This window comes from Brevibacillus sp. NL20B1 (assembly GCF_018195675.1).
Lineage (GTDB): Bacteria > Bacillota > Bacilli > Brevibacillales > Brevibacillaceae > Brevibacillus > Brevibacillus aydinogluensis.
On the sequence record NZ_JAGTPT010000007.1, the window covers coordinates 1 to 23,278 of the forward strand.

General features: G+C 57.3%; 22 protein-coding genes. 1 reads left to right on the forward strand and 21 read right to left on the reverse strand.

Going from position 1 to position 23,278, the window contains the following annotated elements; all coding sequences use genetic code 11:
* Positions 1-301 precede the first annotated feature (301 nt).
* Positions 302-979: an endonuclease/exonuclease/phosphatase family protein gene (locus KDN35_RS06410; RefSeq protein ID WP_216369343.1), complete on the forward strand. Its 678-nt coding sequence runs from the start codon at positions 302-304 to the stop codon at positions 977-979.
* Here the strand turns inward: KDN35_RS06410 and KDN35_RS06415 are convergent.
* The 21 genes from KDN35_RS06415 to KDN35_RS06515 all read right to left on the reverse strand — a co-directional run bounded on the left by KDN35_RS06415 (position 936) and on the right by KDN35_RS06515 (position 23,277).
* On the reverse strand, positions 936-2,417 hold the full coding sequence (locus KDN35_RS06415) for an alkaline phosphatase family protein (protein WP_171565299.1): 1,482 nt from the start codon (positions 2,415-2,417) through the stop codon (positions 936-938). The genes KDN35_RS06410 and KDN35_RS06415 overlap by 44 nt on opposite strands.
* Positions 2,418-2,527: 110 nt before the next feature.
* Complete coding sequence (locus KDN35_RS06420; protein ID WP_171565300.1) at positions 2,528-4,039, reverse strand: S41 family peptidase; 1,512 nt, start codon at positions 4,037-4,039, stop codon at positions 2,528-2,530.
* A complete protein-coding gene (locus KDN35_RS06425; protein ID WP_171565301.1) occupies positions 4,036-6,030 on the reverse strand; it encodes an S-layer homology domain-containing protein in 1,995 nt (664 codons plus the stop codon). Before KDN35_RS06425 ends, KDN35_RS06420 begins: the two co-directional genes overlap by 4 nt.
* A 110-nt stretch (positions 6,031-6,140) precedes the next feature.
* A complete protein-coding gene (locus tag KDN35_RS06430) occupies positions 6,141-7,256 on the reverse strand; it encodes a Nif3-like dinuclear metal center hexameric protein (RefSeq protein ID WP_212132398.1) in 1,116 nt (371 codons plus the stop codon).
* Positions 7,232-7,969 carry a tRNA (adenine(22)-N(1))-methyltransferase gene (locus KDN35_RS06435; protein WP_171565303.1) on the reverse strand — a complete coding sequence of 246 codons (738 nt, stop codon included), beginning with the start codon at positions 7,967-7,969 and terminating at the stop codon, positions 7,232-7,234. The genes KDN35_RS06430 and KDN35_RS06435 overlap by 25 nt, the downstream gene beginning before the upstream one ends.
* A gap of 118 nt (positions 7,970-8,087) precedes the next feature.
* Positions 8,088-9,227 (reverse strand): acyl-CoA dehydrogenase, encoded by a 1,140-nt coding sequence (locus KDN35_RS06440; protein ID WP_212132399.1) that lies wholly within the window; start codon positions 9,225-9,227, stop codon positions 8,088-8,090.
* A gap of 154 nt (positions 9,228-9,381) precedes the next feature.
* On the reverse strand, positions 9,382-9,546 hold the full coding sequence (locus KDN35_RS06445) for a hypothetical protein (protein ID WP_171565305.1): 165 nt from the start codon (positions 9,544-9,546) through the stop codon (positions 9,382-9,384).
* Positions 9,547-9,613: 67 nt separating this feature from the next.
* Entirely contained in the window at positions 9,614-10,519 is a 906-nt protein-coding gene (locus KDN35_RS06450; protein WP_171565306.1) for a hypothetical protein, read from the reverse strand.
* A gap of 131 nt (positions 10,520-10,650) precedes the next feature.
* Complete coding sequence (gene rpoD, locus KDN35_RS06455) at positions 10,651-11,775, reverse strand: RNA polymerase sigma factor RpoD (protein ID WP_171565307.1); 1,125 nt, start codon at positions 11,773-11,775, stop codon at positions 10,651-10,653.
* 34 nt (positions 11,776-11,809) lie between these two features.
* A complete protein-coding gene (dnaG, locus tag KDN35_RS06460) occupies positions 11,810-13,690 on the reverse strand; it encodes a DNA primase (RefSeq protein WP_171565308.1) in 1,881 nt (626 codons plus the stop codon).
* A 193-nt stretch (positions 13,691-13,883) separates the two neighbouring features.
* Positions 13,884-14,714 (reverse strand): pyruvate, water dikinase regulatory protein, encoded by an 831-nt coding sequence (locus KDN35_RS06465; RefSeq protein ID WP_249178960.1) that lies wholly within the window; start codon positions 14,712-14,714, stop codon positions 13,884-13,886.
* Between the two features lie 17 nt (positions 14,715-14,731).
* Positions 14,732-15,379, reverse strand: a complete 648-nt coding sequence (ccpN, locus tag KDN35_RS06470) for a transcriptional regulator CcpN (protein ID WP_029097288.1) — start codon at positions 15,377-15,379, stop codon at positions 14,732-14,734.
* 120 nt (positions 15,380-15,499) lie between these two features.
* On the reverse strand, positions 15,500-17,572 hold the full coding sequence (glyS, locus tag KDN35_RS06475; protein ID WP_212132400.1) for a glycine--tRNA ligase subunit beta: 2,073 nt from the start codon (positions 17,570-17,572) through the stop codon (positions 15,500-15,502).
* Positions 17,565-18,512 carry a glycine--tRNA ligase subunit alpha gene (gene glyQ / locus KDN35_RS06480; protein WP_171565310.1) on the reverse strand — a complete coding sequence of 316 codons (948 nt, stop codon included), beginning with the start codon at positions 18,510-18,512 and terminating at the stop codon, positions 17,565-17,567. The genes glyS and glyQ overlap by 8 nt, the downstream gene beginning before the upstream one ends.
* Before the next feature lie 483 nt (positions 18,513-18,995).
* Complete coding sequence (recO, locus tag KDN35_RS06485) at positions 18,996-19,748, reverse strand: DNA repair protein RecO (protein WP_171565311.1); 753 nt, start codon at positions 19,746-19,748, stop codon at positions 18,996-18,998.
* Positions 19,739-19,891 (reverse strand): YqzL family protein, encoded by a 153-nt coding sequence (locus tag KDN35_RS06490; protein ID WP_171565312.1) that lies wholly within the window; start codon positions 19,889-19,891, stop codon positions 19,739-19,741. The genes recO and KDN35_RS06490 overlap by 10 nt, the downstream gene beginning before the upstream one ends.
* Before the next feature lie 91 nt (positions 19,892-19,982).
* Positions 19,983-20,897 carry a GTPase Era gene (gene era / locus KDN35_RS06495; RefSeq protein WP_171565313.1) on the reverse strand — a complete coding sequence of 305 codons (915 nt, stop codon included), beginning with the start codon at positions 20,895-20,897 and terminating at the stop codon, positions 19,983-19,985.
* A complete protein-coding gene (locus tag KDN35_RS06500; RefSeq protein ID WP_171565314.1) occupies positions 20,890-21,288 on the reverse strand; it encodes a cytidine deaminase in 399 nt (132 codons plus the stop codon). Before KDN35_RS06500 ends, era begins: the two co-directional genes overlap by 8 nt.
* Before the next feature lie 124 nt (positions 21,289-21,412).
* Positions 21,413-21,796: a diacylglycerol kinase gene (locus tag KDN35_RS06505; RefSeq protein ID WP_212132401.1), complete on the reverse strand. Its 384-nt coding sequence runs from the start codon at positions 21,794-21,796 to the stop codon at positions 21,413-21,415.
* 10 nt (positions 21,797-21,806) lie between these two features.
* Entirely contained in the window at positions 21,807-22,286 is a 480-nt protein-coding gene (ybeY, locus tag KDN35_RS06510) for an rRNA maturation RNase YbeY (protein ID WP_171565316.1), read from the reverse strand.
* A 16-nt stretch (positions 22,287-22,302) separates the two neighbouring features.
* Positions 22,303-23,277, reverse strand: coding sequence for a PhoH family protein (locus KDN35_RS06515; protein ID WP_171565317.1), 975 nt, complete (start codon positions 23,275-23,277; stop codon positions 22,303-22,305).
* Position 23,278: the final 1 nt, after the last annotated feature.

Below are 23,278 nucleotides of genomic sequence, written 5' to 3' on the forward strand. Positions count from 1 at the left end.
GTTCGTCCTGAGCCAGGATCAAACTCTCCAATAAAGTTGAGTTAAAAATTACTGGCTGCTGCATCAACAGCGATTGTACAGGCTGATTCTATCCGGTTTTCAAGGAACATCATGTCGCAAGTAGTTTCTTCCTTTACGCTTCAAGCGACGCTTTTTAATATAGCATAGGCTAAAAATAAATGCAACAGGAAATTCTAAGTAAGTTGGGTCGCATTTTTCGAGGTTCGACAAAGACAAACAATTGGGCAATATGACCATACTACAAGCAGAGATGTCCATTACAAAGAAAAGGAGAACAGACATGATACGGGTCGTCAGTTATAACATTCACAGCGGACGGGACTTGTTTTGGCGCAAACGGCTGAACGAAATGGCTGCGACGCTGCGCGAAATGCAGGCAGACGTGATCGGCCTGCAGGAAGTCCATCAGAACGGCAAATACGGCTTTCAAGCTGCCTATCTGGCGGACGCGCTGGAGTACGAATTCGCCTTTGCCCCGTCAATCACCATCGCGGACGGCCATTACGGAAACGCCTTGTTGACGCGTTTGCCCGTCGAGCATGTCGGACGGTTGGATTTGCCGGCCAAAAAGGAGAAACGCTGCGCCCTGCAAGCAACCCTCTCCTGCGCTGGCATCCACATATCGTGCTGGGTGACCCACTGCAGCCTCAATCAAGCAAGCCGACTGGCGCAGATAAAGCTGCTCACGGACAAGGCCGCGAAAATGAACACTCCCCTGCTGCTGATGGGGGATTTCAACGCTGTTAACGTCTCGTTTGCCCCGATGCTTACTGACTGCGCACTTGCCACCGGACAGGACCGCCTCGCGACGCTGCCGACTTTTCGCCGCCGCATTGACTATCTGTTTGCATCCAGCCATTGGCGAATCATACACTACGACGTTGCGCCCGTAAAATGGTCCGATCACCTCCCAATCATCGCCGATCTCGAACTGCAACCCCAAGTTCCTGCAAAATGAAGTCCTTTACGTCGACCAACCGGGCGGGGACCGGAAACGGCCGGGACGCTCCCGCCACCAAAAGCGGGATCAGGGAGTCCTGCTTGTGCAGGGAACCGTGACTGCCGCCGCCCAGGTGCGTCGGCGACGCTTCTGACAAGAATTCAAAACCCTCGGCCGCCGTCAGCACAAGTACTGGCCCCCGCTGCGAAAACAAGGAACCGTACAGGCGGGAAAACGCATCCGGATACGTCCCGAAACAGATGTCCCGCCCCTCCTGTTCCACTTCCAGCACACCGCTATCTCCTTCCATCCCCCATTCGTTGCCGTACGGATCGCGAAGCGGCCCGCCCTTCCAAAACTGCAGAAATCGGTCGGACCCGCCGCGCCGCACCACCACGCGCTCCCCTTCCCGCCAGGCGATCAAATCAATCCGCGGGTCTTGCGAAACGGCAGCGCTCAAGGGAAGCAGATTCTCTTCCTTCAGCGGATAGAGGTACGTCATCCGCTCGTTGTTGCAGATGACGACGTCATACTCATCGGTCACGTCCGTCCCCAACCGGTGAATGGAAAAGCCGGCAAGCATCGCTTCCAGGTCGATGTTGTGCTCGTCGCTTTCACCGATCAGCGTCTGGCCGTGATCGCTGATAAAGATGCAGACGTTACGCTCCAGCACCTGTTCCCAGGAACTGTAGCTGTCCAAAAAACGCACCAACTGCTCATCCACTTCGGCCAGGTGCTCAACCGCCTCATGCGGCGAGACGTGCAGCTTGTGGTCGTTCTCCGGGAGATAGATCAGGGTAAAATCCGGCTGTTGGCCGCTGTTGATCACTTCGATCAGGACGTCAATGGCGTACGTATCGTTGATGCCGTACCCCTTGGCGGCAGACTGGGCCCAATTCCACACAATCGGGCGAAACAGGGCAGGGCGGACCAGCGTGCCCAGGCTCATGATCGTGGGGCCGCTAGCTTTTTCGCGCAGGTTGAAGCGGGTAACGGCATCCAGCACGGGCGGCATGTGCACCTTGTGGCGTTTGTGCCCGCGGTGGGCAATCACGTTGATCGAGCCAGAGACAAGCCCGTTTTCCTCCAGCACCTCGTGTATCGTCTTTACGTCCCGACTGAGGTGGCGTTCGTTCAAGTCGAACAGCACGTTTTTTGCGCAGTGTTCAAAGCCGAGTTTTCCAACCGAAGCGGTTCCGTTTATGTAGTTGATCATCTCGTTCGTCTCGGGATCGTACCAGACCAGTCCCGGCACCTTGTGCTGATCGGGGTATACACCCGTGATAAGCGAACAGTCGACGGAAGCGGTCATGGTCGGAAACACGGTCACGCAGTCCGAAATGTACTGCCCCCGCTCCATGAAAAACTGCAAACCGGGCGCTTTCCCCATCGCCACGCATCGCTCCAGCACATCCGACATCATGGAGTCGATGAGGAAGAGGAGAACTTTTTTCATCCGTCTGTCTTCCTTGTCCGTTAGTAGTTGTCGCACATGTTAGTGTTTGTCTTTTCATGTGCTCTATACAAAAAGGAAAAGCCCTGCCGAAGAAGGCAGGGGCTTCAAATTCATCGGGACGCGGCCGGTATTGGCGCCGTGTAGACGAGCACCGGCTCGTCGTTGATTTGTTGCAGTTTAAGCGTTTGGTGCCGCTGCAGGTACGGAGCGATCGGCACGTACTCCTGCTCCCCGACAGCGGCCTCGCCGAGCAGCGTGGAGAGAACGGCCGTCCTCACCAGCCACTGGCCGTTTTCCCGTTTGAACAAGGGATCGACCGCAGGAAACGCGATGCCGTTTATCACCGTGTCGCCGTTTTCTTCCGTCAGGCGATACGTCTGTACATGAAGCGATCGCAGGGCTTCCACAACCTGTGCCGCGTAGTCCTCCACCGCAAGGTCCGGCTCCAGACCGACGTGATTGACCACGGTGTGCTTGGGAGTAAAGTACTCGTGCAGCGTCAGCTTCAGCGCATCCCCGTTGGACAGCGGAATGATCTGTTGTGCGCTGCCTTTCCCGTAGGTTTTGCTGCCCACCAGCACGGCAATGCCGTGTTCGCGCAGGGCCCCCGCCACCAGTTCGGATGCAGAGGCAGTCCCTTCATTGACGAGTATGCGGACAGGATACCCGACGTTTCGGCCGTTGCGAACCCAGGTCTCTACTTCCACGCCGTTGCGGTTGGTCGTGTACATCAACAGACCTTCTTCCATGAACAAGCTGGCCACGTCACGAGCAGTGGACAGGTAACCGCCGCTGTTGTCGCGCAAATCCAGGATCAGCCCTTTCAAGGGGCGAACGCGGGAAAGCTGCTCCAGCTTGTCACGAAGCTGTACGGCCGCTGCCGATCCGAAGGTGGACAGGCTGACGTAGCCAATCGCGCTGCCTTCAAACAGGTCTCCTTCCACCTCGGGCATCGTCACGGCAGCCCGTTTCAGGCGGACCTGTTTTTCCCGTTTTTCTGAAGGGCGGTAGATGGTCAAAACGGCTTCGCTGTCTTCTTCTCCTTGCAGCAAGGCGAATGCTTCCTCAAAACTTTTGCCCTTGAGGGACTTGCCGTCTACTGCCAGCAATTGATCTCCTTTCCGCAGTTCGGAAGCGGCAGCCGGCGATCCCGGCACGATGTCACGGATCACCAGCAGTCCATCCAGCATCCGCAGACGGAAACCAAAGCCGACAAACTGGTTTTCGACGTCCGCCGCAAACACCCGTAACTCGTCCCGGGTGAAATACATCGTGTGCGGGTCGTCCAGCGTGGCAAGCATCCCGTCAATCGCCCAGCGGTTCAGCAGCGATTGATCCAGTCGTGCGGTACGCTGCCATTCCGCCAACCGCTGCACCATCTCCGGCAGCGTGTCGTCATCCTCCGAAGGTTTCAGCGTCAGGTGGGCTTGTTTGCCTGCCTCCTCGCTGACGTGACTGAGCGCTCCCTGTACCAACTGCTTGGCAGTGGGCTTGGTCAAATGATTGTCCAGTACATATTGAAATACTTCTGCTGTCACCGCAAACGGCTGTTCCTCCGCCTGCACGGGGACGGAAACGGCCGTCAGAACTGCGGCGAGCAGGCCCATGATCAAGCGCTTCATCGTGTCGCCCCCTTCACCGCTTCGTCCGGAATGCGCACATGCACCTCATAGGGGAAGGAATACGTTTCCTTGCCCGCAAAAGCCACGTACTCCTCGGTATCGTAAATCTCTTCATAGCGCCAGACCCGCTGCACCAGCAAATCCGTGTCGCGGTCGATGTAGTACTTGTTCATAAACACCGGGATCTGCTTCACCTTGCCGGCCTTAAACGAGCGGTTCTTCACCTGCTCCACCAAAGCGGGCCCGGGAATCCACTCGGTGATGACGTCGTAACGGCCGAGTGACTGCTTGAAATAGCGGGCGTGCAGGAGTTTCGCCCGTTCCGCGACGCTGAGTTCGGGTACCCATTCGTAGAGGAAATCAGCCTCGCCAATGCTGCTTTTTTCCCAGACTCCGCGTTCAACGTCTCGTTCGTAATGCAGTTTCTTACGGAGGTCCGTATAGCTCTCCCACTTGTCCAGCACGAGCTGCTGCGGGGACTGGAAGATACCGGACGTGTGGCCGATCCGTTCGCGTTGGTCCACTTCCTGTGTGTACTTCAACAAAAAGCCGCGCAGAACGGCCTCCCCGCGAGCGATGTAGCCGTCCTTGTTGTCCATCCGTTTGAATGTATGCGCAAGGTCCGTAATCAGCGAAGGCTGCTGCCGCAGCACAGCCAACTCCTGGGACAGCAGCTGCGCCAACTGCTGGACTGCGTCTGCCGCATCGGAGATGTCCGGACTGGCCAGCAACTTCTCCGCTTCATCCAGTCGGTTGGTTTCCACCAGATAGTACACCGCGTTGAGCAGTGCCTCCGTCTTTTTGTCGGCAAACGAGCGGTAGCGGGCCAGGGCTGCTTCCGTTTTGCCGCTTTTCACTTCCAACGCGGCCAGGTAAACGGCCAGCGATTGCCATTCTTCGGAACCTTGCCGCACTTTCGGTTCGTAGCTGCCCAGACGCTCCAGGATCTGCCCGTACACCGCAGGGTCTTCTGCCCCCATTTGCACCGCGATGTCGTAGACGTTGGCACAGAGCAGGCGAAGCGTGTCGGGCAGAATGATCTTGTCGGCGAAATACGCGTCGATGGCCAAAAATGCCTGGTCCAGATTGTCCGCAAGCGTGGTCCCCGAATTCCAGCTCAGGTAGTAGTGCACACCGACCTGGTTGTCAAACGTGGACCCGGCCAGACGCTCCAGGTCTGCAAACGTCTCCTCGCTGTCTTCGTGGTTGCGGATCGCTTCCACCGCTTGGACAAATGTCTCTTCGTCCTTGGTCAGCTGATTGGTGTAAGCCGCGAACATCGGAAACAGTTCCTGAATCTCCGGAATCGCAGGAAACTTTTGGCCGTTGTAATCAAGCAACGGCAGCAGCAAGTCCCCCTGCATGGAGGCGAGCAGCCGGTCGGCCACGACGGCAGCCTCACCCCGCTTCAGCTTCTGCTCCGGCCGACCGTCCATCCAACCAGTTTTGGAAATATTCTGCCAGGCCTGCTCCCCGTCTGTGCCCATCGTGTACATCTGCAGCAGTTTGGCCGCTTCCTCGCGGGTGATAGGCTGGTTGGGATGCAGTTCCTTGCCGGGAAACACCTGTTGAATCGCCCCGGGGCCGTACAGGCGCTCCAGCAAAACAGAGACGCGCAGGATCGGATCGTACATCCAGGTCAGCCGGTCCACATCCGCGTATGGCAGATACGGCTCGTCAAACCCTTCTCCAAAGCCGTACGCCTCGTGTTCGGACAAAAAGGTGAGCGGGTACAGATGAAGCTGTCCCAGTTCGTACAACCGATCCATCAAAGCGAGAAACTCGGCCCGGCTCATCTCCCGTTCCGGATAGAAGCGGTCAATGCCGGCGCCTGCCGCAAACAGGCCGGCCTTCACCCCGCGAACAATCGCTGCTTTGGCCCAGTGCTTCCCGATGTCCTCGTACGGGACTTCGCTGGCGCGGGCGGTCACTGGGGCAAACAGCACCGAGGCGAGCAACCCGCACGCCATGATTTGGATAGTTTTTCGCACAAAAATCCCCCTATCGTTTTACTCACACGCACCTTCCGCAAGCCGTATCGGCGCTCCGCCTGCGGTCAAACAGCCGGCTTTCCGCCTGTCGGCGGGCGCGCGCGGCCTGCCTATACAAATTGGAACGGATCCGTGTGTACGGAGGAAGGAAATACTTCCGTCTGGTAGCCGTTTGCTTTTAATTTTTCCGCCAGATAGGAAGCCAGCTTCTCTTTCATGATTTTTTCAATGTTGTGGCCGGCGTCTATGATAAACAGCCCCTCCGCCTGCGCGTCGTGAGCAGTATGATAGCCGATATCGCCCGTCACGAACACGTCGGCTCCGCGAAAAATGGCTTTGGACACAAACGAGCTGCCATCCCCGCCAACCACGGCCACTTTGCGCACAGGGGCGTCCAGATCGCCGACGACACGAACGCCGGTAAGCGAGAAACGCTCCTTGATCTGCTCCGCCAGCTCACGCAGTGTCACGGGCTGCGTCAGCTTGCCGATTCGGCCAATACCCAACCGGGTGCCGGACGCCTCCAGCGGAATTACGTCGTAGGCAACCTCTTCGTACGGATGGGCGGCCAGCATCGCCTTGATCACGGCTGCCTGACGGGAAGCCGGCATTACTGTCTCCAGCCGGACTTCTTCCACCCGCTCCAGCGTACCCTGCTGGCCGATGTGGGGATTGGTTCCCTCCCGCGGCAAAAACGTTCCCGTTCCTTCCACCTGAAACGAACAGTGACTGTAGTTGCCGACCCAACCGGCTCCTGCCTCGGATACGGCCTGAAACACCGCGTCCCGATGGGAAAGCGGGACGTAGACGACCAGCTTTTTCAACGGCTCCTGATAGCTGACGTCCAGCACCTCCACATCGCTCAGACCGATCGCTTCGGCCAGCCAGTCGTTCAATCCGCCGGCGGCAGCGTCCAGGTTGGTGTGTGCCGTATAGACGGCGATGTCGTGTTTCAAGAGTTTTTCAAAGACCCGCCCGGCGGCCAGATCCGTGCGCAAGTGCTTGAGCGGCCGGTAAATCACCGCGTGGTGGGCAACGATCAGATCCACTTTTTCGGAGATGGCTTCGTCGACGACCTCCTCCAGCACGTCAAGGGCCACCATCACTTTTTTTACCTGCTTGTTCAACGTCCCGACGTGCAGGCCAATCTTGTCCCCTTCCACCGCCAGCGCTTTGGGGGCCAACTGCTCCACGTATTGGATTACGGTTTGTCCGTGTGCAAACATGCGATCACCTCGTCTAACCATTCCAGTTCTGCTTCGATCTGCCGGGTCCGTTCCGCCGCCTCCGGCTTGCGCGACCGCTGCAGTTGGGACAGCACCCGCTGCCACTTGTCCCGCTCCTGCTGCCACTTTTTCAGGAGGATCGGCGACTTTTCCTCCCACAGGAACGGACCGATGCGCAGCAGTTCGTCCCGGCTGCGCTCCTTCCCTTCGTACGGCTTGACCGGCTCGCCCCGCTCCGCCACAAGGATTTCGTAGATGATGCCGTCTTCTTCCAAAATGGATTCCGCCACCAGCTGCCAACCGTTTTCCAGCAGCCAGCGGCGGACGAGTTCTTCTCCCACATTGGGCTGCAGGATCAGGCGCTGGACTCCCTCCAGCTTGTCAGTCCCGGCTGTGAGTATCGAGACAATCAATTGACCGCCCATGCCGGCGATGCAGACTGCGTCCACTTCGCCCGGGCGAAGGACCGACAGCCCGTCACCCTTGCGCACCGACGCACGGTCCCGCAACGCCAGCGTCTGGATTTGCCGGAGAGCCGCTTGATACGGACCTTCGTTCAGCTCTCCGGCGATCACGAACGAAGCGATGCCCCGCACAAGCAAATAAGAAGCCAGTAACGCGTGGTCCGAACCGATGTCGGCAACGCGGGCTCCCTGCGGACAATAGCGGGCAATCGTCTCAAGCCGCTTGGAAATGATTAATGATGATGTCATACCTGTTCTTCACCTTCCATGTCCTTTATTCTACCCTATTTCTCCAAGATTGCCCAATGCAAAAAAGCACGAAAAAACCCCGCCTTTTGACAAGGCAGGGAACACGTTCGCCACTTCATTAACAGCCGATTTCTCGGGCGATCACATTTCGCAGGATTTCCGAAGTGCCTTCGCCGATTTCCAGCAGACGGGCGTCGCGGAAGAAACGCTCCACCTGGTATTCCCGCATATACCCGTAGCCGCCGTGGATCTGGATTGCCTGATGGGTGACGGCCATCGCCACTTCCGACGCGTACAGCTTTGCCATTGCCGCTTCCTTGGTGAACTTTCGGCCGCTGTCTTTCAGCCAGGCAGCCTTGTACACCATATTGCGGGCCAATTCGATCTGCATCGCCATGTCCGCCAGCTTGTGCTGGATGGCTTGGAACTTGGAAATGGACTGACCGAATGCCGTCCGCTGCCGGGCGTACTCCAACGCCTTGTCGTACGCCGCCTGGGCGATACCGACAGCCATCGCGCCGATCCCGATGCGCCCGCCGTCCAGCGTGATCAGGAACTGCTTGAAGCCCTCGCCCTGCTTGCCGAGGATGTTTTCGTCCGGCACGCGAACGTTTTCCAAAATCAGCTCCGTCGTGTTGGAGCTATGCAGACCGAGTTTTTCGTAGTTGGCCAGCACCGTGAAGCCGGGCGAATCCGTCGGTACAATAAACGCGGTGATACCCCGCGAGCCTTTTTCTTTGTCTGTGACGGCCGTCAGCGCGACAAATTGGGCGTACGAGGCATTGGTAATGAAGCACTTCGACCCGTTGATCAGCCACCCGTCGCCGTCCCGCACGGCAGTCGTTTTCGTGCCGCCCGCGTCCGAACCGGCGTTCGGCTCCGTCAGGCCAAAGGCGCCCAAGCTCTCGCCGGAGCAGATTTTCGTCAGGTACTTCTGCTTTTGCGCTTCCGTGCCAAACAGGGCGAGCGGCGCCCCGCCCAGCGAGATGTGGGCCGAATAGGTGATCCCGGTCGAACCGCACGCACGGCTCAGTTCTTCGACGACAATGGCAAAGCTGACCGTATCCGCCCCCGCACCGCCGTACTCCTCTGGAAACGGCAGCCCGAGCAGATTCAGCTCGGCCAGCTGCTTGAAAATCTCAACGGGAAACGTCTTGGTGCGATCCCGCTCATCCGCTCCCGGTGCCACTACTTCATCGGCGAACGAACGGATCATGCTTTTTAGCATCCGCTGTTCTTCCGTCAGGTCAAAGTGCATGGTTGTCCGCCTCCTTGCAAGCGATTTTTACTCGATCATCAACCCATTCTGACTGAGCGTTTGTTCAGATGGTATCTCCATTATACATCAGCAAACTGTCGGATGTGTATGTTTTTTCTGAAAAGTATTGATCGAGAAAACAAAAAAAGCGCGCTCACCGCCTGCGCGCCCCGATAACAATTCCCGCCATGAACGAGAGAATGCCCAGAATGTATCCAATATTATAGGTCGGAACGTTGACCACTTTGGCAAACGTCTCGACGCCGAAGAACACGGCGGCCAACACGATGAATAGCAATACCCGCCATTTGGTATCCACACACTTCACCTCGCACGTTGCATGTAGCCCAATCGTACACCTTTTTTGTCCACCGGCCAAGCAGGCTCTACAGTCTGAGCCACTGAAACCAGTAGGACCGCGTCAGAAAAAACAGCACGGAACTTGCGAATACTTTGACAAACAGCAGGAGCTGGATGACGTCCTGCCGAGCCTGTGGGATGTAGAGGGACTGAATCTCCGCGCCAAACCAGATGATCATGCCGCAGACGGCGAGAACGCCTGCCCACTTCGGATGACGGCCGTGCAGCAAAAATCCGAACCCGGTCATCAGGCAGGCAATCGGCACCCAGTACAGTTCCGCCCGCCACCAGGCATACCCTGTCCCCACCCGCTCAAGCGTGGCCACTCCATACACCAGGCTAAGTCCGATCAGCCCGCAGTACAGCAGATACTCATAACCGAACAGAAACGCGCTGGCGCACCACAGCAGACAGACGACGGCCAGGTACGCGAGCAGGAGCGAAAGTGACCCTTCCCACTGATTCAGGATGTAGACCCCGCCGAAAATCAGCAACAGGGACGACAGCCCCAGCAACAGATGAGGCAAAGGTGTGGCAGACCGGCGGAAAATGAATGCCAGTATATAGAAGAGAACCACAAAAAAGGTAAAGATGGCAATTTGCATTAAGGGGGTGAAACGGTTAAAATGGAAAGCAAGTAAGATCATTCCTGCAAGCAGGCAGGCGCCCAACAGCCAGGCCAGGATCATCTTCCCCGATACGGGATGGTTGCTCCCGGACACGTACGGCCGCGTTGTTTTCGTCCCTCCCGCAGACGCCGAAGCAGATCCTGTTCCCTTCTCTCCTTCTTTGCCAACGGCAGCAGGAGTTGGCGGACAATCTCCTTCGGTGTACAGATTCAACAAGAAGATGCAGTAATGTTCAGGCAGCAGGTTGTTGCGCCGCCAGTTTTCGATCTCGGCGATGATGATGCGTTTGCGCCGATCGTCCAACGCGAGCCCCTCCTCACGACAGGTACTATGGTGGAGGGCAAACTGCAGCAGCCGTGGGCGCGTATCGTTTGCCCGTTGGAAAAAGAAAAGCCTACGCCGGCTTCACGTAGGCCACTTACTACCTATATCGGTTATTCGAGGAAATCTTTTAAGCGTTTGCTGCGGCTCGGATGGCGAAGTTTGCGCAGGGCTTTCGCTTCGATCTGGCGAATCCGCTCACGGGTCACGCCAAACACCTTTCCTACTTCTTCCAGCGTGCGGGTGCGACCGTCATCCAAGCCAAAACGCAGACGAAGCACGTTTTCTTCGCGATCGGTCAGCGTATCCAGCACGTCTTCCAATTGCTCTTTCAAGAGTTCGTAAGCGGCTGCGTCAGACGGTTCCAGCGCATCCTGGTCTTCGATAAAGTCGCCCAGATGGGAGTCGTCTTCCTCGCCGATCGGCGTTTCCAGCGACACCGGTTCTTGTGCGATCTTCATGATCTCCCGCACTTTTTCCGGCGTCAGATCCATTTTTTCCGCGATCTCTTCCGGCAGCGGCTCTCGTCCCAGTTCCTGCAGCAGTTGGCGGGATACGCGAATCAGCTTGTTGATGGTCTCCACCATGTGAACCGGAATGCGGATCGTGCGCGCCTGGTCGGCAATGGCGCGGGTGATGGCTTGGCGAATCCACCAGGTCGCGTAGGTGCTGAACTTGTATCCCTTGCGGTAGTCGAATTTCTCAACGGCTTTGATCAAGCCCATGTTACCTTCCTGGATCAGGTCGAGGAACAACATGCCGCGACCGACGTAACGCTTGGCGATGGATACCACCAGGCGCAGGTTGGCTTCCGCCAGACGCCGCTTGGCCTCCTCATCCCCCTGCTCGATTCGCTGTGCCAGTTTGATCTCCTCTTCGGCGGAAAGCAGAGGAACACGACCGATTTCCTTCAGATACATGCGTACAGGGTCGTTGATCTTAATTCCGGGTGGTACGGAGAGATCGTCGAAGTCGAACTCTTCGGTGTCCTCGTCTTTCATGATCAAATCGTCCACATCGTCGTCGTCATCGCTGTCGTTGTTCAGCTCGATTCCCTGATCGCTCAGATATTCAAAGAACTCATCCATTTGGTCCGAGTCCTGCTCAAATCCGGAGAGGCGTTCCATGATTTCCTTGTATGACAGCGCACCGCGTTTTTTACCCAACTCGACCAACTGTTCCTTCACTTGTTCAATGGACGCTGCTTCCAAGTCTGACGTGATGTTTTGTTTGTTCATCTACTATCCCTCCTTCCCCGGGAATGATCGGATGCTACCCTTCCTTTAAAGCATTTTCCAATTCAAGAATCTTCATCCCTATGACGGCTGCTTGAATTTCCAGTTCTCTGCGCGCTTCCTCGCTGTCTGCGGAGGAGGCTTGGAGGTGCAGGCTGCGTTGTTCTTCCCGCAGTCGCTCCAGCTCGGCGCGCTTCGGGTAGTGATTCACTTGCTTGATGTAGTCCCCGATCTCTTGATCAGATACCTCTTCTTTACACTCCATCATCGCCAATCCCGAGGCTAATTGCTTTAACGATTCATCTTGCAGGTAATGGATAAACTGTCCAGGGTCTTCCGGATGTCCTTCTGCGAAGTAAGCGTACAGATAGGCAGCCAGCGCGTCGTGTTCATCCACCTGAAAAGAGGCATTGCACTCTGTCTGGACGCGTTCTGCAATGTGCCGGTTTCGCATCATGTAGTACAGCAGCATGCGCTCGGCCGTATGGTAAGCGGGCGGCAGTGTTTTTGCGCGCGTAACTTTTCCATTATTTATACTATTATTCCATGCTGGCGATACTTTATCCCTGTGGCTGTTATTTTTTTGCTGTTTGTACAGCCGACGGGCCTCCCACTTGAGCGTGTCAAGCGAGATTGAGTATTCTTCCGCCAACTGCCGCAAATACAAGTCCCGCTCTACCGGGCTGTTCAGTTCGATGACGATGGCAAGCGCCTTTTCGATGAACCGCGCCTGGTCTGTCTCATCCTGTATTACGTGGCTGGCGCGCAAATGTTTCAAGCGAAACGCGGTCACCGGCATCGCCTGCAGCAGCACCTGCTGCGAAAACGCCTCCGGGCCGTGCTGGCGGATGTAATCGTCGGGGTCTGTTCCCTGCGGCAGCGGTGCCACCCGCACGATCAGTCCGGCCTCCTGCAGGATGTGAATCGCCTTGGCCGTCGCCTCCTGGCCGGCAGCGTCTCCATCGTAGCAGAGGACGACCTGTTCCACGTTGCGGCGGATGATCCGCGCCTGCTGCTCGGTCAGTGCGGTCCCCAGTGTGGCAATGCCCTGGTGAAAACCGGCCTGCCATGCCGAGACGACATCGACGTAGCCCTCAAACAGCAGCGCCTGCTTTCGCTTTCGCATGAAAGGACGGGCCCGGTGCAGATTGAACAAGTTGGCGCTCTTGTTGAACAGCGGACTTTCCGGGCTGTTTAGGTACTTGGGCTGTTTGGCCTGCTGCCTGGATGCAGAAGCGGTTTCCAGCAGCCGGCCGCCAAAACCGATGATGTTTCCCTGCGAATCGTGGATGGGGAACATGATCCGTCCGCGAAAGCGGTCAAAGATGTTGCCTGTTTCACTCTTGACCAAGAGCCCCGCTTCCACCATCTGGTCCAGGGAAAAGCCGCGCTTTTGCAGAAACTGCGTGACGAAATCCCACGAATCGGGCGCGAATCCGATCTGAAAATCCGCAATGGTCTGCGGCGAAAGGCCGCGCTTCGACAGATAGGTCATCGCTTCCTTTCCGTAGGGCGTTTCCGTCAGGACGTAATGGTACAGTTTGCCGACCAATTGGTGGGCCGAAAGCATCGCCTGCTTGGCCCGATTCTCCGGCGGATCGTCATCCTCCTTGGCGTGCGTCATGGGCAGTTCAATCCCTGCGCGTTCCGCCAGCTTGTGCAGCGCTTCGGGGAAGGTCAACTGCTCCATCTTCATTAAAAAGGAAAAGACATCTCCGCCTGCCCCACAGCCAAAGCAATGAAAAAACTGTCGCTCCGCGTTGACGTTGAAGGAGGGTGTCTTTTCCGAGTGGAACGGACACAGACCGACGAACGACCGCCCACTTTTCCGGAGCTGAACGTATTCTCCCACCACGTCCACGATATCCACAGCGGCACGGACTCGGTTCACAAAATCAGCTGAATAGGGACCAGCCATGTCTTTCCACCTTTTTAGAGAATCGCACAATGAGGATATTTAGTTCGTCAAAATTCGTCATTTTCCTGCTGGGAAATGCACTCTTTTCTACTTTTCCACATTTCCGCAGACAATAAACGCCGCGCAGCCGCATTCAAAAAGGAAGGACGGCTATCTATTCTTCTACAAGAAACGCCAAAACCCTTTTTTTCTTCTACTTCTTTTCGCCACGCAGCTTGTTTTTGCGAATGATTTCCAGGATGATGTTGGCCGTCTCCTCCACAGCCTTGTTGGAGACGTCAATCACCGGGCAGCCAATCCGCTTCATGATCCGCTGCGAATACGCCAGTTCTTCGTTGATCCGTTCCAGATTGGCGTAGTTGGCCTGTGCGGTCAGGCCCAAGGCCTTCAGGCGCTCGGTGCGGATGCTGTTCAGCTGCTCGGGGTTGATCGTCAGCCCGACACAGCGCTCCGGCGGGAGTTGGAACAGTTCCTCCGGCGGTTCCACTTCCGGCACGAGCGGTACGTTGGCCACCTTCAGCCGTTTGTTGGCCAGGTACATCGAGAGCGGCGTCTTCGACGTGCGGGAAACGCCGATCAGCACCACGTCAGCGCGCAAAAGTCCGCGCGGGTCACGGCCGTCGTCGTACTTGACGGCAAACTCAATGGCGTCCACCTTGCGAAAATACTCCTCGTCCAGGCGGCGAACCAGACCCGGTTTGCCAATCGGCGGCTCGTTGAGCATCACCTGCAGGGAGTTCATCAGCGGCCCCATTACATCGACGATAGGAATGGCGTGCAAGGCGGCCTGTTCCAAAATGTACGCCTTCAGTTCGGGCACCACCAACGTAAAAACGATCATCGCTTTCGATTCCTTGGCCGAAGCGATGATTTCGTCGATGGATTCCTTGTCTTCTATATAGGGGTACTTGTACACGTCGATCGCGAAACGGTCGAACTGGCTGGCCGCTGCACGGACGACCAGCTCGGCGGTTTCGCCTATGGAATCAGAGACGACATAGATGAGCTGTGCTTGTTGAACCATGTGTATCGCTTCTCCTCCTAGACTTTCGATTCGCTGCCCAATTCCACAAACGCCTTGGCGATCGTCGTCTTCGTCACCCTGCCCACCAGCTCGTAATTTCGGCTGTCCTCTCCCTCGGCGGGACGGACAACGGGCAGCGAGTCGATCTGAAAGTCGATCAACTTTTTGGCGGCCGAATACAGGGTGTCCTCCGGCTGACAGGTAACAATGTTCGGCATGCGGGTCATGATGATCCCGACCGGCACGTCTTCCAGCGATTTGTTGCCGAGCGAAGCGCGCAGCAGGTCCTTGCGGGAGAGAACACCAGCCAGATAGCCTTTCTGGTTGACGACGAACAGCGTGCCTACGTCTTCCAGAAACAGTGTGACGATCGCGTCGTAGGCGGAAGCCGATTCGGAAACAACGATGGGCATCGCCTTGTAGTCATTGACGAGAAGCTTGTGAAGCCGTTCACTTATGACCGAGCCGGCAGGTCTGCCTGCATAAAAATAACCGACACGAGGTCTGGCTTCTAAATAACCGGACATCGTAAGGATTGACAGGTCGGGACGCAGCGTGGCCCTGGTCAGGTTGAGCCGCTCTGCGATCTGTTCGCCGGTAATCGGTCCTTCATCCTTAACGATCTGTAAGATCTGCTCTTGGCGTTTGGTAAGCTCGATGACCAATCCCCCCGGTTCATGTCTGGTACCTACCCCTAGTATTACTCTATTCGCACAGATTTTCCTTCTTTCCGCGGGAAAAAAGCTCGCCCCCGCCGGGCAGGCGGAGGCGTGTGCAGCCAGTCATCAGGCAAAAACCAGTTTGGAAAAATCGGCATATGCGCCAATCAGGCGGGAGATGTTGAGCAGGAGCGCCAGTCGGTTGCGGCGGACGGCTTGATCGTCAGCCATGACCATGACGGCGTCGAAGAACGATTGGATGGGCTCGCGCAGCTGGGACAGTGTCGCCAGCACCTGAGCCTGATCGTCGAGGTCCGTCACCTGCTCACGCACGGACAGATACGCCTTGTACAGGGTGCGTTCTGCGTCCTCGGTGAAGACGGCTTCGTCGATCGCGTCCCCCTCCGCTTTTTGTGCCAGATTGCCGGCCCGGTTGAACTGTTCCACGGTCAGCTTGAAGTCGTCCGATTGTACCGCTGCCATCAGCGCTTTCGCTTTGGCCAGCACGTCCGGCACCAGCGCGATGTCCGCCGACAGCACGGCGTCGATTACATCGTAACGAATCTGGTCTTCCTGCAGCGCATTTTTCAGTCGCAGCGCGAAGAAATCAGCCAGGTCTTTCTTCACCTCATCCCGATCGCGCTTGGTTACGCCCTGAGCGGCATAGATGTCCAATGCGGCATCCCACAAGCGGTCCAGCGGCATATTCCAGCCGCGATCGAGCAGGATTGCCACGATTCCCGCCGCCATCCGGCGCAGTCCGTACGGGTCCTGCGAGCCGGTGGGGACGATGCCGATGGAGAAGCAGCCGACGATCGTGTCCAGCTTGTCCGCGATGCTGACAGCTGCACCTTCGGCAGACTGCGGCAGTTGGTCGCCGGCAAAACGGGGCAGGTAGTGTTCGAAGACACCCCGCGCCACCTCGTCGCTTTCACCTGCCTTGCGGGCGTAATCCTCGCCCATGATGCCCTGCAGTTCGGGAAATTCGCCCACCATGTTGGTCACCAGGTCAAACTTGGCAATCTCCGCGATGCGGTCCACGCGGGCGGCCTCCGCATTGCCCAGCTCCAGCTGACCGGCGATACGGCCTGCCAGATCGCGAATCCGGCGCACCTTGTCGCCGATCGTCCCCAGTTCTTCGTGGAAGACGATCGTCTCCAGCCGCTTCAGGCAGCTGTCGATCGACAGCTTTTGATCCTCCTCATAGAAGAAGCGGGCGTCGGACAGGCGAGCGCGCAGCACTTTTTCGTTTCCTTTGGCCACGTTGTCCAGCGCGCGGCTGTCGCCGTTGCGGACTGTGATAAAGTGGTTGAGCAGGTTGCCAGCCCCATCCTCTACCGGGAAGTAGCGCTGGTGCTCGCGCATCGAGGTGACCAGCACCTCGCGCGGAATGGAGAGAAATGCTTCGTCAAACGTGCCGTACAGCGCAGTCGGATACTCGACCAGATGAACCACTTCGTCCAGCAGGCCTTCATCCATCGGCACGCGCCAGCCGTTTTCCCGCTCCAATCGGTGAATCTGCTCAAGGATGGAACGGCGCCGTTCGTCCGGGTCGACGATGACGTGCTGTTCCGACAGCTTGGCTACGTACTCGCCCGGATGGGTCAGCGCCACGTCCTGACTGCCGAGGAAGCGGTGGCCGCGCGTCACGCGTCCCGATTTAACACCGGCGATCTCCATCTCGATCACGTTTTCACCGAAGAGGGCCACCAGCCAGCGGATCGGGCGCACGTACTTCAGCTCATACGCGCCCCAGCGCATGTTTTTCGGGAACGTCATGCCGGCGATCACATCAGCCAGTGCGGGCAGCAGTTCCTTGGTTGCTTTCCCGGCTTCCGACTTGCGGGCAAACACGTACTCGACGCCGTTCACGTCCTTGAAGTAGAGCTGATCGACGTCTACGCCGTTGCTGCGGGCAAAACCCTGCGCCGCCTTGGTCCAGTTGCCGGACTCGTCCATGGCGATTTTGCGGGCCGGTCCTTTCGCTTCGTCGTTGCGGTCCGGCTGTTTCTCCGCCACTCCGCTCACCAGAACGGCAAAGCGGCGCGGTGTCTCGTAGGAAAAGACCGCGTCGTAGGGAAGGCGTTCCGCCGCCAGCCATTTTTCCACCTTTTCCTTCAACTGCGCGGCCGCTCCGGCGACGAAGCGGGCCGGCATTTCTTCCGTACCGATCTCCAGCAACAAGTCGCGCTTACTCATCTGCGTTCACTCCTTCCTCACGGCTGGACGCGCTGTTGTGCGCAGCCGCCTCCTCGCTCGATTGTCCTTTTTTCAGCAAGGGGAAGCCGAGCCGTTCGCGCTCTGCCAGATAGGTGTGAGCCACTTCGCGGGACAGGTTGCGGACGCGGGCGATGTAACCGGTCCTCTCCGTCACGCTGATCGCCCCCCGCGCATCCAGCAGGTTGAACGTGTGGGAGCACTTTAGCACGTAGTCATAGGCCGGAAACACCAGCCGCTCTTTCATCAGGCGCTTTGCTTCCGCCTCGTAGGTGTTGTACAGATTGAACAGCATGTCCACGTCGGACAGCTCAAACGTGTATTTGGAATGCTCGTACTCCGGCTGCAGGAAGACGTCGCCATAGGTGTAGCCGTTGACCCACTCCAGCTCGAAGACATTTTCCTTTTCCTGGATGTAGGACGCGAGGCGCTCCAAGCCGTAGGTGATCTCCACCGCCACCGGCTTGCATTCCAGTCCGCCCACCTGTTGGAAATAGGTGAACTGGGTGATTTCCATGCCGTCCAGCCACACTTCCCAGCCCAGGCCCCAGGCGCCAAGCCCCGGGTGCTCCCAGTTGTCCTCGACAAAGCGGATGTCGTGTTCCAGCGGTTCAATGCCCAGTTCGCGCAGACTGTCCAGGTAGATGTCCTGAATGTTGTCCGGCGACGGTTTCATGATCACTTGGAACTGATGGTGCTGGTACAAGCGGTTGGGGTTTTCCCCGTAACGGCCGTCGGCAGGCCGGCGGGACGGCTCCACGTAAGCCACATTCCACGGCTCCGGCCCGATCGCGCGGAGAAACGTCATCGGGTTGAGCGTGCCGGCCCCTTTTTCCACGTCGTACGGCTGCACAATCAAGCAATTTTGTTTTGCCCAAAAGTTTTGCAGCGTCAAGATGATGTCTTGAAAGGTCTTTTTCATGGTTCGTTCCACCTCCTGAAGGTAACAAAAACTCCAAGCGAAGCCTGCACAGCACGATCAGGCGTGAAAGCGCCCGTGTGCCATGGCCCCTGTTGGAAAGGACGCTGGTCTGCCGAATCAGGCCGCAGCTTAAAAAAAGCCGCTCCCCCCTGATTCAGCAAAAAACCTCCCGCCGCCTACACCGTGTCTTCCACAGTGTAGGGACGAGAGGTTATCCCGCGGTTCCACCCTACTTGACGAATCGGCATACCGGCCTCATCGTCCGCTTTTGCTGTTCACCTTGCTCCGGAACGCCGTTCATCGACATGACTACCAGGCTTCCACCCTCCCCGGTTCGCTACGTGAGAAGACGCGACGCCTTCTCGATCAGCCAGCGGTCGACTACTCCTTTCCTTCACAGCAACGGTCGATATCACATTTGGTACTTATCATAGCGAAAAGCAAAACGGATGTCAATGCAGATCCACATGACATTCCGGCCGGCTACAAGCCGATGTTTTCGATCTGATCCAGAAACGCCCGACTTTTCAGCCGCAAATCGAGATGTTGGTCCAAAAAGCTGCGCAGCACGTGTTTGAGCTGGCTGCGCGTCGCAGGTTTCACTTCAATCTCGCCCAGCCGCTCCAGATCAAACACCTGAAACAGGCGAAGCAGCTTCCAGACCGACGGGGTGACGGCGATTGCATACGGGTCCTGCGGAAGGCAGACGGGACAGATGAGTCCTCCCTGCGACACGCTGATCGCATATGGCTCCCGCTCCGCCCCGCAGCTGGCGCATCCCGACAGGTGCGGGGCAATGCCCGCCACCCGCAGCATTTTTGTCTCGAAGATCCGGCAGAGAATTTCCGCATCCCTGCCTTCATCCAGATAGCGAAACAGCAGCAATACCATGTGAAACAAAAAAGGATTGGCTTCCCGTTCATCCGTCAACCGGTCCAACAGCTCCGCTATGTACGCGGCATAAGCCGTGGCAGCCAGGTTTTGCCGCAAGTCCCGGAACGACTCCACGATCTCTCCCTGGGACAGGTCAGGCATGCCGCTTCCAGGCCCTGCCTTGCACAGATAGTATCCATGGGTAAACAGTTGGGAGACGGCCCCCAGGCGGCTTTTCGGCTTTTTCGCGCCGCGTGCCATGATGCCCACTTTGCCGTGCTCCCGCGTAAACAACGTCACCACTTTGCTGGACTCGCCATAGTCCACGCTGCGGATGACAATGCCTTCCCACTTTACAAGCATGCGTGTGTTTCACCCGGCTCCTTTTGGGCGAATTCAAACGTGTCCTCCTCGTCGGCAGTCGTTTGAAGGTGTTCTCTGTAGAGAAGGTAAGCATGGATGTCACCGGTCGAAGCGAAATATTTCCAAGAAAAGTCACGAAGCATGAAGCATCATCCTTTCTTGTTTCGGCTGAATCCACTTCCTTCTTAGATTCACCTGCGCCCGTTTTTCTATGCCATGGAAAAATTGACACCGCTATTCTTCATCGTAAAAACCAAAATTGCGCAGCATTCGCTCCTGATTGCGCCAGTCTTTTTTCACCTTGACCCACAGTTCCAGAAACACCTTGTCCCCCATCAGCCGCTCGATGTCCAGACGGGCGCGGCGGCCGATTTCCTTGAGCATCTGCCCTCTCTCGCCGATCAGGATGCCTTTCTGCGAATCCCGCTCGACGTAAATGGCCGCGTAGATGTACAGGGTCTTTCCGTTTTCGCCCCGCTTCATTTCTTCAACCGTCACGGCGATCGAATGGGGCACCTCTTCGCGGGTCAGATGCAGCACCTTTTCCCTGATCAATTCGGCCACGATGAAGCGCTCGGGGTGGTCGGTCACCTGGTCGGGCGGGTAGTACATCGGCCCTTCTTCCATCTCGTCAAAGATGGCCTGGATCAGCGGCCCGGTGTTGTTCCCCTCCAGAGCGGAAATCGGGATGATCTGTTTGAACTCGTACAGCTTCCGGTATTCGTCGATGATCGGCAGCAGTTCCTCCGGGTGAACCTTGTCAATTTTGTTGATCACCAGAAAGACGGGAGTTTTTACCTGCTTGAGCCGCTCAATGATGTAATCGTCACCCGGCCCCCGTTTTTCCGTTGCGTCGATGACAAACAGCACCAGGTCCACTTCGTTGAGCGTGTTTTCCGCGACGGCGACCATGTAGTCGCCCAGCTTGGACTTGGGCTTGTGAATCCCCGGCGTGTCCAGGAAGATGACTTGTCCCTGCTCTGTCGTGTAGACGGCGGTAATCTTGTTGCGCGTCGTCTGCGGTTTGTTGGACATGATCGCAATCTTCTGGCCGACGATGTGGTTTAACAGCGTGGATTTCCCCACGTTGGGCCTGCCCACAATGGAGACAAACCCGGATTTGAAACCTTTTTTCGTGCGATTATCCACGTAAATCCTCCTTGGCAAACGCCCCGGGAAGCAGGGCGGATACTGTTGTTTCTGTCACGTCACCGTTCATGTTGGCAAGGATGACCGGCATGTCGGGCGGGCACAGCTCCGCCATCACCTGCCGGCACGCGCCGCAGGGAGAGACCGGATTCGGCGTGTCAGCCACCACGGCGATCGCCTTGTAACGGGTATCCCCTTCGGAATACGCCTTAAACAGCGCGGTCCGCTCCGCGCAGTTGCACAGCGGGAAGGAGGCGTTCTCGATATTGCAGCCGAGATACACCTTGCCGCTGTCGGTCAAGAGTGCCGCTCCCACAGGAAAGTTGGAATACGGCACATACGCCAGCTTTCTCGCTTCTTTCGCCTGCTCCAGCAGGGCTTGTTTATCCATGTTCATCATCACCGTTCCCTCGCCAATCAATACATTTCAATACATATGTAGTGGGTAAAGCAAACGCGAGGCACCCGCCGGCCTGCAGGCGGTGCCGCAGAGCCGCACCAGGCCAGTCCTCCTGTTACACGGCCAGCCACACCGTGAGTTTCTCCCAGAGCGGTGGGCCGAAAACAGCGACGCCGATTACGACGGACAGGACAGCCGCCACCAGGACGGCACCGGCACAAGCGTCCTTGGCCGTTTTGGCCTTCGCGTGCCACTCGGGGGAGGACAAATCGACTGCTGCCTCCAGGGCGGTATTGACCAACTCGAGCGCCCACACCAGCGCGATAGAAAAAAAGACCAGCAAAACATCGCCGCGAGGAATGCGCAGCCACCACGCCGCCGCCAGCGCCAGCACGGCAAATGCGACGTGGATTTGCATGTTTCGCTGTGTCTTCACGGTTTGGACTATGCCTTGCAGGGCATAGGAAAAGCTGCTGACCAAACGGCGCCACTCTTTCAAACGCTATCGCCTACCTCGTCAAACCAATCTGCTGCAGCACTGCCTCCTGACGGGAAAACATCTCTTTCTCCTCTTCCTCCGTGCCGTGGTCGTACCCGAGCAGATGGAGAAAACCGTGAACAGCGAGAAAACCCAGTTCCCGTTCGAGCGAGTGTCCATACTCTGCCGCCTGCTCCTCCGCCTTGGGAACGGAAATGACAATGTCCCCCAGCATGTTGGGGAGCGCGTCCAACGCTTCCTCGTCCAAATAAATGTCCATTTCTCCCTCTCCCGACTCGTTCATCGCAAACGACAGCACGTCGGTGGGACGGTCAACGCCACGGTATTGGCGGTTCAGCTCATGGATGCGCTCGTTGTTCACCAGCGTCACCACCACTTCGCCGTCCACGCCTTCCCGCTCAGCAGCCGCTTCCAGGCAGCGGACGATCAGGTCCTGCAGGGATTCGTCAATCGGTTGGATTTCGTCGTGAAGAATTTCTACGGATAGCACGGGTACCCAATCTCCTTTACCGGTAGCTGTGTTCGTGTTCGTCTTTGGCGTACGCTTCGATGATCTTCTGCACCAGGCTGTGGCGCACCACGTCCGCTTCCTGGAAGCGGATAAATGCCACTTCGGGGATCGGGGCCAGAATGCGCTCTGCTTCCCGCAAACCCGATTTTTTCCCTTTGGGCAGGTCGATCTGGGTCACGTCGCCGGTAATCACCATTTTGGAACCGAAGCCCAGACGGGTGAGAAACATTTTCATTTGTTCAGGCGTGGTGTTCTGCGCTTCGTCCAGGATGACAAAGCAGTCTTCCAGCGTTCGCCCGCGCATGTATGCCAGCGGAGCCACTTCAATCAGCCCGCGCTCCATCATCTTGGCCACCTGTTCCGTGCCCAGCATGTCGTACAAGGCGTCGTAGAGCGGACGCAGATAGGGGTCCACTTTTTCCTGCAAGTCGCCGGGCAAAAAGCCGAGGCTCTCTCCTGCCTCCACGGCCGGGCGCGTCAGCACGATGCGCTTGACTCGTCCGTTTTTCAACGCGTTGACCGCCATTACCACAGCCAGGTACGTTTTGCCGGTACCGGCCGGCCCGATGCCAAACACGATGTCGTGCCGCTTGATGGCGGACAGGTAGTGGCGCTGTCCCAGCGTCTTGGCGCGAATCAGCTTGCCCTTTTGGGTGCGAGCCACTTCCTCGTCGTAGACGTCCAGCAATTGTTCCGCTTCTCCCCGTTCCACCAATTGCAGCGCGTACGAGACGTCGCGCTCGGACAGGGCGATGTCCCGCCGAATCAGCTGGAGCAGGACGGCAAACAAGCGGGAGAGCTTATCCACTTCGGCCTTTTCGCCGCTGATGACCAGCTCGCCGCTGCGTGTCATGATTTTTGCTGTGGTCGTTTCCTCGATCAATTTGAGATATGCATCGTGGGGACCGAACAGCAACAACGCTTCCGATGCGTCAACAAACGGAATTTTTACCTCTTCTTGTACGTGCAAC

Excerpts from the sequence above, each read along its gene's own strand:
- rpoD (WP_171565307.1), bottom strand. The coding sequence starts at position 11,775 with ATGAACAAACAAAACATCACGTCAGACTTGGAAGCAGCGTCCATTGAA.
- KDN35_RS06465 (WP_249178960.1), bottom strand. The coding sequence starts at position 14,714 with ATGGTTCAACAAGCACAGCTCATCTATGTCGTCTCTGATTCCATAGGC.
- glyS (WP_212132400.1), bottom strand. The coding sequence starts at position 17,572 with ATGAGTAAGCGCGACTTGTTGCTGGAGATCGGTACGGAAGAAATGCCG.
- KDN35_RS06435 (WP_171565303.1), bottom strand. The coding sequence starts at position 7,969 with ATGACATCATCATTAATCATTTCCAAGCGGCTTGAGACGATTGCCCGC.
- KDN35_RS06430 (WP_212132398.1), bottom strand. The coding sequence starts at position 7,256 with ATGTTTGCACACGGACAAACCGTAATCCAATACGTGGAGCAGTTGGCC.
- recO (WP_171565311.1), bottom strand. The coding sequence starts at position 19,748 with ATGCTTGTAAAGTGGGAAGGCATTGTCATCCGCAGCGTGGACTATGGC.
- KDN35_RS06420 (WP_171565300.1), bottom strand. The coding sequence starts at position 4,039 with ATGAAGCGCTTGATCATGGGCCTGCTCGCCGCAGTTCTGACGGCCGTT.
- KDN35_RS06410 (WP_216369343.1), top strand. The coding sequence starts at position 302 with ATGATACGGGTCGTCAGTTATAACATTCACAGCGGACGGGACTTGTTT.
- KDN35_RS06500 (WP_171565314.1), bottom strand. The coding sequence starts at position 21,288 with ATGGATAAACAAGCCCTGCTGGAGCAGGCGAAAGAAGCGAGAAAGCTG.
- KDN35_RS06490 (WP_171565312.1), bottom strand. The coding sequence starts at position 19,891 with ATGCTTCGTGACTTTTCTTGGAAATATTTCGCTTCGACCGGTGACATC.
- KDN35_RS06415 (WP_171565299.1), bottom strand. The coding sequence starts at position 2,417 with ATGAAAAAAGTTCTCCTCTTCCTCATCGACTCCATGATGTCGGATGTG.
- KDN35_RS06440 (WP_212132399.1), bottom strand. The coding sequence starts at position 9,227 with ATGCACTTTGACCTGACGGAAGAACAGCGGATGCTAAAAAGCATGATC.
- glyQ (WP_171565310.1), bottom strand. The coding sequence starts at position 18,512 with ATGAAAAAGACCTTTCAAGACATCATCTTGACGCTGCAAAACTTTTGG.
- dnaG (WP_171565308.1), bottom strand. The coding sequence starts at position 13,690 with ATGGCTGGTCCCTATTCAGCTGATTTTGTGAACCGAGTCCGTGCCGCT.